This is a genomic window from Flavobacterium omnivorum (genome assembly GCF_900099915.1).
GTDB lineage: Bacteria > Bacteroidota > Bacteroidia > Flavobacteriales > Flavobacteriaceae > Flavobacterium > Flavobacterium omnivorum.
Genome location: NZ_FNDB01000022.1, coordinates 37,715 through 50,589, shown reverse-complemented (window position 1 = coordinate 50,589; position 12,875 = coordinate 37,715). Strand labels below are relative to the sequence as shown.

At 34.7% G+C, this 12,875-nt stretch carries 7 protein-coding genes; 6 read left to right on the top strand and 1 reads right to left on the bottom strand.

Annotated elements, in window-relative coordinates:
* The 4 genes from BLS90_RS15185 to BLS90_RS15170 form a co-directional block, all read left to right on the top strand.
* On the top strand, positions 1-292 hold a 292-nt coding region (locus BLS90_RS15185; RefSeq protein ID WP_139171451.1), incomplete at its 5' end, for an integrase core domain-containing protein.
* Positions 293-462: 170 nt separating this feature from the next.
* The gene (locus tag BLS90_RS15180) at positions 463-2,361 is read left to right on the top strand and encodes a polysaccharide biosynthesis protein (protein WP_091259120.1); all 1,899 of its coding nucleotides are present in this window, start codon (positions 463-465) and stop codon (positions 2,359-2,361) included.
* Positions 2,362-2,670: 309 nt separating this feature from the next.
* Positions 2,671-3,444 carry a polysaccharide biosynthesis/export family protein gene (locus tag BLS90_RS15175; protein WP_091259118.1) on the top strand — a complete coding sequence of 258 codons (774 nt, stop codon included), beginning with the start codon at positions 2,671-2,673 and terminating at the stop codon, positions 3,442-3,444.
* A gap of 9 nt (positions 3,445-3,453) precedes the next feature.
* Positions 3,454-5,814, top strand: a complete 2,361-nt coding sequence (locus tag BLS90_RS15170) for a GumC family protein (protein ID WP_091259117.1) — start codon at positions 3,454-3,456, stop codon at positions 5,812-5,814.
* An 860-nt stretch (positions 5,815-6,674) separates the two neighbouring features.
* On the opposite strand, the gene BLS90_RS15165 is transcribed toward BLS90_RS15170, so the two are convergent.
* Entirely contained in the window at positions 6,675-7,415 is a 741-nt protein-coding gene (locus tag BLS90_RS15165) for a tyrosine-protein phosphatase (RefSeq protein WP_091259115.1), read from the bottom strand.
* Positions 7,416-8,158: 743 nt separating this feature from the next.
* Between BLS90_RS15165 and BLS90_RS15160 the strand changes: the two genes are divergently transcribed.
* Both BLS90_RS15160 and BLS90_RS15155 read left to right on the top strand, forming a co-directional pair.
* Positions 8,159-11,209 (top strand): SusC/RagA family TonB-linked outer membrane protein, encoded by a 3,051-nt coding sequence (locus BLS90_RS15160; RefSeq protein WP_091259113.1) that lies wholly within the window; start codon positions 8,159-8,161, stop codon positions 11,207-11,209.
* Between the two features lie 11 nt (positions 11,210-11,220).
* The gene (locus BLS90_RS15155) at positions 11,221-12,771 is read left to right on the top strand and encodes a RagB/SusD family nutrient uptake outer membrane protein (protein ID WP_091259111.1); all 1,551 of its coding nucleotides are present in this window, start codon (positions 11,221-11,223) and stop codon (positions 12,769-12,771) included.
* Positions 12,772-12,875: the final 104 nt, after the last annotated feature.

Here is a 12,875-nt window from a genome sequence, read left to right as displayed (position 1 = left end):
AAATAAAAACGGAATACTACCAAGTATGACACAAAACTCTGACCCATATGAAAATGCAGTAGCAGAAAGAATAAATGGAATATTAAAACAGGAATTCATGATTGATAAATACAACCTAGATTTAAAAATCATGAAACAAATTGTAAAAGAATCAATCAGTATATACAATGAATTAAGACCTCATTATTCTAATTTCATGCTGACTCCAAACAAAATGCATATACAAAGTCAAATTAAAATGAGGACATATAAAACAAAAAACACTTGCAAAAACGTTTTTGCAAGTGTTTAATTAAATATTTTTATCTAATAATCTGTATCGGTTATTCAGGACAAGACAATTTGATTTTCATTTTAAATCAAAAATCATCACCTAAAATAAGACCAATTAAATTGAGTATTCCTATCAATAAAAAACTATCCCAGTTCAATTCTTTAATTACGACAAGGTTAAATCGTAGGATGAACTTGCACAATTTAGGCTATTTACCCCGATGGATTATCGTCAGCATTGATATGCTGATTTTAATGTTTTGTTTTTTTTCTACCTACATGATATTTAGAGGAATAGGGATGAATTATATCGCTACGCCCCACAATATTGCTTTCATTAGTTCTTTTTTTGGGCTCAATTTGTTTTTCTTTTGGTTATTCAGAACCTATTCTGGAATCATCCGACACTCCTCCAATATCGATGCGGTCAAATTGCTATTCTCCCAACTATCGGTTTTGGTTTTGTTTCTTCTCTTTAATTTTATCAGTCAGATTTTTTTCAAAGAAAAGCCCTTCCTCAACACCGCACTCTTTATCAATGTCGTGCTTTCTTTTTGTGCTTTGTTTTTGTATCGTGTAGTGGTGAAACAAACTTTTGAACTGTACTTCTCCGAAAAAAGTAATGCTAAATTAATACGAACCGTGATTTATGGTACGGATGCCAATGCATTATCCGTTGCTAACGCTTTAAAGTTTGAAACTCCATCGCGCTTTAAAATTGTTGGGTTCGTGGATAAGAACAATCAAAATGCTTCCAAGCGGATGTTAGATTTGCCTATTTTAGTGCAAAAGAAAAAGCTGCCTGCATTAATGCGTTCCGTCGGTGCTGGAAGTGTCATTCTAGCGGACAAGGGATTGTCACGCGAGGAACAAATCATTATTGTGGATCAATGCTTGGAATACAATTTCAAAGTTTTTACGGTACCTTTAATTTCGGACTGGGAAAATCAAAAAGAGATTTCCCAGAAAGTTAAGACCATTCAAATTGAAGATCTTCTGGAACGGAAACCTATCGTGCTAGACAGTAAAGCGATTTCTAAGCAACTAAAAGATAAAGTGATTTTGATTACTGGTGCCGCTGGTTCCATAGGAAGTGAAATCGTGCGTCAAGTTTTGGTTTTTAATCCAAAAAAAATTATCATGCTGGATCAGGCCGAGACACCGCTCCATCACCTGCAATTAGAAACAGAAAGTATCAGTACGACAGCAAAAATACGAACCGTCATCGCAGATATTAGAAATGTAGAGGCAATGGACATGGTATTTAAAACATACCAACCCCAAGTAGTCTTTCATGCTGCTGCCTACAAGCACGTGCCGTTGATGGAGGAAAATCCATGTCAAGCCATTTTTACCAATATAAAGGGGACCAAAAATCTTGCTGATTTAGCCTGCTTGTACAACGTGAAAAAATTTGTCATGGTGTCTACAGATAAAGCGGTAAATCCCAGCAATGTAATGGGGGCAAGTAAAAGAATTGCTGAAAAATACGTACAGTCGTTGCAGCTTCGGGATCAAAAAGAGAAAGGAACGGGCGCCACTAAATTCATTACCACTCGTTTTGGGAACGTATTAGGGTCCAATGGCTCGGTTGTTCCTTTGTTTACCAAACAAATTGCCGAAGGCGGACCACTAACGATTACCCATAAAGACATCATTCGTTATTTTATGACTATTCCTGAGGCTTGTCAGTTAGTGCTGGAAGCCGGAGCAATGGGAAATGGAGGTGAAATATACATTTTTGACATGGGTAAACCAGTCAAAATTATTGACTTGGCTCGAAAGATGATAAAGTTAGCAGGATTTATTCCAGAGCGAGACATTAAAATAGAGATTGTAGGATTGAGACCAGGAGAAAAACTCTATGAAGAATTACTCAATGATACGTCTAAGTCCATCCCGACGCACCATGCCAAAATCATGATTGCGCAAGAGATTCAAGAAGAGTTTGAAGCGCTGCATACCGATATAAATGAGTTAATCAGTCTGTCTAATTTATTCGGTAACGATGCTATAGTAGCTCAGATGAAAAAAATAGTGCCAGAGTTCAAAAGTATGAATTCGACGTATGAACTATTAGATAAATAATCAGACAGCTGCTAATCAATGCAATAGGATTGATAATCCATAATTTTTAATTCTTTTGTTTTATTCCTGTTTTTTAGCAAGTTCAAGGAGAGTTTAATTTTTATTTTGCAACAAAACAAAATAGCTTTTGTTAAAAATATTTAAAATAGAAGTGTCGTACAGTCACTTGTCTTATGCAGCTAAAGCCCTTTTTTCGGGAAGCTTTTAATTGAATTTTATAATGAAGCCAGTCTCGAGTAGCGTTTACTCTTGAATGTTTAATATTTTAATAATAATCCCTATATTTGCGCCCTTTTTAAAACATATTATATGAAATACTTTTTCTTATTAAAAAAATCAATCCCATTTTTGTTTTTAGTATTGTTGGGCTCTTGTGCATCCAAAAAAGACATGATTTATTATCAGGATATTGATGCTTTAGCAGGCCAAGAAAAATCAAATTCATATGAAATTAAAATACAACCCGATGATTTGTTGCAGATTTCCGTATATGCAGAGGATCCTGAGATTGCTAAAGCTTTTAGTTTAAATACGTCTAGTGAGACAGCAACTGCTGGAGGATTGGGATCGGTTTACTTGGTAGATGCCTATGGCCTTATTGATTTTCCAACTTTGGGTAAGATTAAAGTTAGTGGATTCACTAGAACTGAAGTTCTTCATTTATTAGATACTAAATTATCTCAATACATAAAAAAACCGATTGTCAGTTTACGCATTATGAATTTTAAAGTTTCAGTGCAAGGTGAAGTTAATACCCCTGGTACCTACCCCATAGCATCCGAGCGAATTACTTTGATTGAAGCTCTTACTCTCGCTGGTGACTTGAGTGTTTATGGAAAAAGAAAGAATATTTTAATTATTCGTGAAATAGATGGTGTTAAATCATTTAATAGGGTAGATATTACTAAAGCCGAGTTTATGAACACGCCCTTTTATTACTTGGCGCAAAATGATGTGGTTTATGTAGAGCCTAATCAAAATAAAATCAACGGATCAGCAGTGGGTCCGAGTACGGGGTTGATATTCTCAGTCATGTCCATCTTGATAGCTTTAACCACATTAATTATTACCTCTTCAAAATAAAACAGTTTCATGGAAAATAATATGTTAAATGAAAATTCAGAACAGGATTTTCAAATACGGGCTGTTGTAGATCAGTATGCATCCCATTGGAAATGGTTTGTATTTGGGGTTTTTGTCAGTTTGTTTGGTGCCTACCTCTATTTAAGATACACTGTACCGCAATACCGTGCGGCGACTACGATATTAGTAAAGGATGAAAAGAAAGGCGGACTTTCCTCAGAATTATCTGCATTTGCCGATATGGGAATTGGTGGAGGAAAAAGCAACCTTGACAATGAAATAGAAATACTCAAATCCAGAACTTTGGTAGAAAGTACCGTTCGGAAAATGAATTTGAATATTGCCTTTGTGGTGGAAGGAAAGGTACTAAGTACTAATTTGTATAAAAATGCACCAATTTTAATCAATTATCTGGAGCAGAAGTCTGATTTTTATAATAAAAGCAGGTCCTATCAATTTTTGGCGTTGTCGGAATCTACTTTTCAGTTTGAAGATTTATTAGGTCAAGGGAACGTGTTGGAAGGAGACAAAAAAGTTTTTCGCTATGGAGAGCCGGTAAAGACGAAATATGGTACGTTAGTTCTAAATAAATCGCTAGTAAGCTCAGCGCCGTATAATGAAAATGTAGAGCCAATAAACATTGTAATTAGTCCGCTTGAAAATGTAGCGGAAAGCTATAGAGCCCGCTTGAATGTGACCCCATTAAGTAAAACCAGCAGCATTGTCGAACTTTCTCTCGTAGATCCTGTTCTGCAAAAGGCAGAAGATTTTTTAGATAATTTAGTTCGAAATTACAATGAGTATGCTGCCGCTGATAAAAATTTTATTTCTGAAAACACCTCTAAGTTTATAGCTAATAGATTGGCCTTGATCACTGACGAATTGGATGGTGTAGAGCAAAATGTTCAGAATTTTAAGAATGCAAATCAGGTAACAGACATTGAAACGGAGGCAGGACTTTTTATAGAAGGGTCCAATGAGTACGATAAAAAAGGGATAGAGGCAGATATTCAGTTGAATGTTATTTCGTCCATGGTCGACTTTATAAAAAAAAGCAAGCCGTCTGATTTATTGCCTACTAATATTGTGAGCGGAGAAGCTACCGAATTAATCGGATCGTACAATCAATTGGTTTTAGACCGCAATAGAATTTTGAAATCGGCTACCGAGGTTAATCCTACGGTGATTAAACTGAATGAGCAATTAGCATCCTTAAAGTCAAATGTCGCATCAAGTTTGAGTCGCATGCAATCCAATTTAAGGATTCAAAAAAGAGATCTCAACAATCAGGAGGGACTTTTGAATCAAAAAATTGGTAAAATACCGGTTCAGGAACGTCAGTTTAGGGTCATAGCCAGGCAACAAAAAGTAAAAGAAGAGCTTTATTTGTATTTATTACAAAAAAGGGAAGAAACGGCTATTGCATTGGCAGCTACAGAGTCAGTTGCCAGAGTAGTGGATGCTGCCAAAGGTTCCGATAGTCCTGTTGCTCCTAAAAAAAATATCATTTATTTGGGTGCGCTTTTATTAGGGATTTTGGTGCCATTCGGAGTCATTTATGTAATGGATTTGTTAGACACTAAAATAAAAAGCCGACTGGATTTAGAAGGGAAAACATTAATTCCTTTTATTGGAGATGTGCCAACTTCAGACACTCCTTCGGAAATTATAAAATCTGAAAGTCGAACAAGTTCTGCCGAGGCTTTACGAATTATTAGAACAAATCTAGAGTTTATGCTCAGCAAGGTTCCTGACGGTCAGGCTAAAACTATTTTTTTAACCTGCACTTTTCCTAAAGAAGGAAAAACTTTTGTCTCTGCTAATCTCGCTGCTACTTTTGCTCTTTCAGGGAAAAAGGTTTTGTTGATTGGAATGGATATCAGGAATCCTAGATTAGATGAGTACTTAACTTTGCCGGATCGTGGTGTTACTAATTATTTGTCTTCTAAAAATTTAGTGCTAGAGGATCTTATTGTAAAATACAACGGGTTTGAAGATTTTCATGTGCTACCTGCTGGTGTAATTCCACCAAATCCTGCGGAGTTATTGATGAACAAGAAAGTAGACACCCTTTTTGAAACGCTAAAAAATCAATACGATTATATCATTGTAGATACAGCTCCAGTTAGTTTAGTGACAGATACGCTCTTAATAGCTAAGCATGCAGATTGTTTTATTTATGTGGCGCGTGCCAATTTCTTAGAAAAGAGAATGCTGAATATAGCCAACACCTTATACAAAGAGCAAAAGTTGCCTAATATGTGTTTGCTGCTTAATGATACCGATTCAACAAAAGGGTATGGATATGGGTATGGCTATGGTCTCAAGATTGAAAAAGCACCTTGGTATAAAAAAATATTTAAAATGTAATTTTTCTACCGCATTACTTTTAAAAAGGTTTATAAAGAATTAATTTCTTTGTAAACCTTTTTTTTTATTCTAAAGTGTTTTGTCTTCTATAGTTTGATTTAAGTTTTAACAGTATTTCAAATAAAATAAGTTAATCCTGCTAAAGCGCGATACTGTATTGGGTGTTCAGCGAACCACTTTTAAAAGAGAACGTGTAGCAATTTGTCAAAAAGTAAGCTTTTTTGTGTTGTGGGTTAATAGTACAGTTCGTTTTGATTACTTACTATATTTTAGTCACTGATTTAAAGGTTTCTCACTGATTGATTCAGTTAATCTAATTCACTTTTTCTTTCATCTCAGTGAAACATTGAAAGTGGTAGTAAAAAATCGGTTTGATGCTGTCCTACAAGTACTAAAAACTGATATGACTGATAGGTTTCAAAATAGTACTATAATATGAAAAAGTTTAGTTCCTGTTTTACAGCGAACGTAAGTAGTACAATTTTAGAAACTGATATGACTTCTATGTTTGAGAAAATCTTCCAAGAAAAGTTTTAAATCAGTAAGGAATTAAGAAAAAGTTTAATTCCTGTTTTACAGCGAACTTAAGTATTACAATTTATAAAAACTTATATGTTGATAAATACCATACCGAGAAAAGTTTTAAAGCAATAAGGAATAACAAAAAGTTTAATTCTTGTTTTACGTGGAAATGAAGCGGTAGTAATCACTAAACTTATATGACTTATATGTTGAAAATAGTATACCGAGAAAAGTTTTAAACCAGTTAAGAATTAAGAAAAACTTTAGTTCCTGTTTTAGAAGAAAATAATAACCTTGGATTGAAAATAAATAATAAGTAATGTGCGGCAACTATTGTGTTAGCCAAATTTAAAAAATTGATTGTTAGCAATGGCTTCTTGCAATGGCATGATGTCTTTGATTTGTACTTTTTGGTCAAAGGCTGCAATGTGATTGTTGTGATGCACATCGGATCCTACAAAGGAGTAAAGTCCTTTTTGAAGCAACTGTTCCGCTATTTTGGTTATCCCGGCACCATAATAGCCCACGATGGACAACAGATTCAGTTGAAACAAGCAGCCAGCTCTTTTTAGTTTGAAGTATTCATTAAAGTTATTGTGGTAAAATAGGTAGCGCTCTGGATGTGCTAATACTGGAATGTAACCGGCCACTTGCAAGTCAAAAAGGATGTCGTATAGTTGAATAGGTGCGTTGATATACGACATTTCGACTAGTACATAATTATCTTTCAAGGTCAATAAGTCCTTGGATTGAAACAGTCGTACAAACTGATCGTCCATCAAATACTCGGCGGCAGCTTTAAAGGGAATGGAAATATGGTTGCGTTGTAATTCAAGAACTGTCGCTGCTTTCTTAGATAGGATTTGTTCATGAGTATTATCCCAAACATGCTGGATGATATGAGGCGTGGTGATAAATTGTGAAACACCAAAACCTTGAAGCGCAGTGGTAAGTAGAAGTGTATCTTCAAAGTTTTTTGCGCCATCGTCTATGCCAGGAAGCAAATGGGAGTGGATGTCGATATGATCGTCTGGGATTAGATCCTTCAGTACGGGTTTTGATTTGAAAATTGAAAACATGCTGCAAATGTAGAAAAAAGGAAGTAGTTATTAGGGTTTGTTAAACAGTATTCATGAAGGAAAAGGTTTTTTAATTGATTTTGTATTTTAGAGTGCAAGAAGCCAATTCGTTGTGTTTTGGAATAAAATTACTTTTCAAACGTAAAAAAAACCGTTTTAGTATGTAATTTTTTATAAGAAATTTTCTATTTTAACTATTTTAAGCTAATTTATCGGTTTCAAACGTGAAAAAGCCTTTGTTTAGGTAAGTAGTTCATATTAGGGGGCTAAACGCAAGCGGGACGGTCTTTAGAAAAAAGAGGGTATTGCTAGTCAAAGCAATACTAGTATTGTTTTGCTTAATTGGAAAAATGATTTATTGCAGCCCTGTTTTAGAGGGTTTGTGGTACAACAAAGAGAATGTGCTTTGTCGCTCTGTCGGTGCCGGATGGATGCAGTTATAGTGCCTTTTTCAATTTTTTTCAAGGACTGTCATTCCTACAATAGCGTAGCTTGATATGTAGTTCTTCTAAATTTAGAGTTAAAAAGACAGTTGCTTAACATTTTGTTAATTTAGCATAAAAACACACTTAAATAGAAATATCTGCGAATAATGCGGTTTAACTATTAATATAGTGCATGTAAATGTTTTTTTTAATTGGTTCTGTTATAAAAAAATAAATTGTGTTAATTCTAGGATATATTTGTTTCTTTAAGAAATTATTATGATTTTTGTGAAATAACTAATTCAAAACAAATTTAATATGAGATCAAAATTCAAATGGATTTTTTCATTGCTGTTGGCCTTGTCAATGCAATTTGCATTTGCACAAGAGAGAACTATTACCGGTGTCGTTTCTGATGCTTCTGGTCCAGTTCCTGGTGTAAATGTTTTAATTAAAGGTACTAATTCAGGAGTACAAACCAATTTCGATGGTGCTTATTCAATAAAAGCGAAAACTGGAGACGTTTTGGTTTTCTCTTTCGTAGGGATGACTCAATCGTCAAAAACAGTAGGTGCTGCAAGTACCATCAACGTATCGATGCAAGATGATGCTAAGATGTTAGCTGAGGTAGTTGTTCAAGGGTATAGAACAGTAACTAAAAAGATGGCTGTTGTATCAGATGCAACTGTTTCAAGCAAAACAATTGAAAACAGACCTAATGCAAATGCGATTAATACACTTCAAGGTCAATTAGCGGGGGTTAATATCACTGCTAGTACAGGTCAGCCAGGTGCTAAATCAACAGTTGTGATTAGAGGGGTAGGAACTATTACAGGAAACTCAGATCCATTATATGTTATTGATGGTTTTCCTTCTAACAGTGATAACTTCCGTTCTATTAACCCTAATGACATTGAGTCTACATCTGTACTTAAAGATGCTGCGGCAATTGCTGAGTATGGTAACAGAGGATCAAATGGTGTTATAGTTATTAAAACTAAAAGAGCTAAGTTTGGTGAGTCTAAAACTACATTTAGAGCAAGCTCTCAGTATGGTGTTGGAGAATTGCAAAAACCAAAATACAGTTATGCTAACTCTAAACAATTATTACAAATTGAGAAAAATTTTGGTTCTGGTTTGGGAGCTACGTTAACCGATGCACAAATTGCAGCGTATGATATCAATACGGACTGGGTTGATTATTTCTTTAATCAATCAAATACAACTTCACATACCATAGCTGTAGAAAACAGTAGTCAAAATGTTAGTTCTTATACCTCTTTGGGTTATTTTGAGCAACAAGGTATTCTAGCTACAACTGGTTTAAAAAGATTTACATTAAGAAATAATGTTAATGGTAGATCTACAAATGAAAAATTTAAATATCAAGTTAATACTGCATTTGGTTTTAGTAAAAACAATGAAGCGACTTCTTTGGGTGATGGTGCTATTAATAGAAATTATGTTTTAGGTGCTTTTATTTCAGCTCCTTATGTTTCTCCAAGTATTTACACAGGTCCTCAATCAGCATTGGATTATTATAATAATACTCCGGGTTTATTGGCTACTCCTATTATGTTAGTGGATAAACTACAACAGTACAAAAACCAAACGGATGAGGTACGAGTTGATGTTGCTACAGATTTCTCGTATGATATCACAAAGGATTTAACAGTACGTAGTAGATTAAATGGTCAATTATTAGATACTAGATTTTTTCAATCTGAGTTTCCAAACTCTTTCAATGCATTGTTGTTTCAAGCTGCAGGTCAAACTTTTACCGGTTTTGAAGACATAAATTCAAGAAGAGAGTGGTATTTTAACAATTTATGGCAAATCAATTATGGTAAAACGTTAGGAGATCATACGTTCAATGTAAATGCGAACATGGAATACAATCATTCTCGTTTGTACACTAACAATATTAGACAAAGAGGTTTAATTGCAGGTATTTTCGTTCCTAATACAGGAGCTGGTTATGCAGGTGATACTGGTACGAATGATTTTTATGTACCGACAATTTCAGCGCGTAACGTGAGAAATGATTTGATTTCTTATTTTGGTTCGTTTGATTATGACTTTAAGGGTAAATATGGTATTGTTGGATCTGTAAGAACAGATGGTTCTTCAAGATTTATTGACGAAAAACAATGGGGTACTTTTTATTCTGTAGGAGGTAGATGGAATATTGACGAAGAAGCATTTATGGATGATGTGTCTTTTATAGATGTATTAAAATTAAGAGGATCTTACGGTACAGTAGGGAATCAAAGAGTTGTAGGAGGAGATGTTTTTCAAGGTATTAATCCTCCTCGTTTTGCTGACATATATGGTCTTGTGAATAACGCTTATAATGGTGGAACAGGTTATGGAATTAGCTTTGGTTATCCTGAATTACAATGGGAAATAACTACACAATGGAATGCTGGTTTAGACTTTGAAATGTTTAAAGGAAGACTTAGAGGAGCTTTTGATTATTACGATAGATCAACAACTAAATTGTTCTTGGAAAATCCGGTTACTTCAACTTCGGGTACATCAGTTTTAACTCAAAATACTGATGTAACTGTTACTAACAAAGGGTTAGAGTTAAACTTGGCTTATGATATTATTAGAAACCCAGAAAAAGAAATTGCTTTAACTATTAGAGCTAACGGTTCTCAAAATACCAATCTTGTTAGTAATATTACTACTAATGCTACAGGTCAAATATTTTTACCAGGTGGTCTTTTTGTTAGTGAGAACGGCGGCAGTATCAACGAACCGTTTGTATATCATTACTTAGGGGTTAATCCAGTGAACGGAAACTTATTATTTGAAGATGCAGCTGGTAATCCAACAGAAGCTCCGGTTCAAGCAGATAAAAGAAGAGCGGGTGTGAATAACTTACCAAAGTATCAAGGTGGTTTTGGTTTTGATTTTAGCATTAAAGGGTTTTATGCTTCTACATTATTTACTTTTGCGTATGATGTAGCTCGTTTTGATTACGATTTAGACAACTTGTACTCAGTGGGTAACATTGGACAGTTTACTGTTACGGATGACATGTTAAATGCTTGGACAGCTACTAACACTAATACTGACGTTCCTGCATTAAATGCAGGTAACTTGGGTTTAACTGATGAATCAGATCGTTTCCTTAAAGATGCTTCTTACATTCGTATGAGAAACGTACAAGTAGGTTACAATGTGCCACAAAAGTTTTTGAAGAATACTTTTATGACAGCAGTGTCATTCTCTTTACAAGGAGAAAATTTATTAACTTTTTCTAAATGGAAAGGTTTTGATGTTGAAAGTAGTAGAACTAACGATGTATATCAATACCCAACACCAAGATTGTACACTTTTGGTGTAGATGTTAAATTTTAATTAGAAAAATTATGAAGAAAATATTTGGAATATTAATTGTATCATTTGCACTTTTTGTTTCGTGTACAAATGATTTGTTAGAGCCTTTTACTCCTGGCTCTCTTACCGAAGAAGTGGCTGTGACTAAGAGTAGTGATTTAGTTAGGTTGGTAAATTCATCTATGAATATCCTTACTAATAGAGCAGATTATGTATTTAGCTCTATATTTACGGATGAAGCGGCTCCTGGGTCAAACAATGGAGGTCAAGGGATTACTACTGATTATGTTTTTTTAATGAATGTTAGTAATGGTTCGGCCGCTGCTATTTGGCAATCTAATTACTTTGCATTAGCCAGAATTAATCGTGTTATCACTTTTGCTGATCAAGTTGTTGCCATATCTCCTGCAGATCAACAAGTAATTAACAGAGCAAAAGCTGAGGCTTTAGTGTTGAGAGCATTAGCTCACCTGAAGATTATGTCTTATTTTTCTACTAATCCTAAAGATGATGCTGCATTAGCAGGTGTTTTAGCGGATAGAATTATCCTTACTACAGAACAACCACTAAGAGTTTCAAATGGCGAGTTTTATACAGCGATTCACAAGGATCTGAATGATGCTATAGCTATTTTTGATGCTAATACGGCTACTGCTTATGCAGGTATAATTAAAACGTATTATCCTTCTAAAGTTTTAGCTCAAGCACTTAAAGCGCGTACTTATGCATTAAAAGGTGATTATCCTAATGCTGAAATATTTGCAAATACCGTAATAAACACTTCTGGAATTACTCTAGCGAATACACAAGCGCAATACAATGCTGTGTTTCACACGCACAGTGAGGCTGCAGGTACAGAAGTTATTTTTAGATTGAGAAGAACGGTACAACAAAATGTGCAAACCACCAACCTAAACAACGGTTGGGTTTCTATTGCTAACAGAAGAAATGGTTCTCCATTTTATGAAGTAAGTAGAGCTTTGTATAACAAACTTGCTGCAGTGCCAAATGACTTTAGACTTAATACAATTGTTCATTTGACAGGTACTAGTCCATCTTTAATTGATCCAAACTATGCTACTGCAACGGATGTTAGAAACAGTGATATCATTGTTTTGCAAAAACACGGTGGTCAGTCTGCTGTTACAGCAACAAATGGTTTCAATCCTGATTTTATGGTTTCTAGAATTTCTGAAATGTATTTCATTAGAGCTGAGGCAAGAGCTGCAGCTAGTGATTTAGTAGGTGTTGGTACTAATTTGAAAGCAATTTTAGATGCTCGTTTCCCAACAGCTCAAGTTGCTCCTGTATTTGCTAATGCACAAGCAGCTTGGAAAGGAATCTTAGATGAAAGAAGAAAAGAATTGTCTTTTGAAGGTTTTAGATTTATTGATTTAAAACGTATTGGTACTCTAGCAGGTGCTGGTTTAGATAGAGATCCTTCTGAGTACGCTTCAAGCGCATGGAGTTTCCCTGCTGCTAACCCATCGAACTTGCCTTTGACAAGTTTCAAATTTGCTTTGCCAATTCCACAGGTAGAACTTAATGCTAATTCTGGAATTCAACAAAACCCTGGTTACTAATTATAAGTACATGTCTTAACGGACACTGCTGGTTATTTAATCAGAATATTTTAAATGGTTGCAAGATTTATTTCTTGCAGCCATTTTTTTTGCTTTAAATCCAA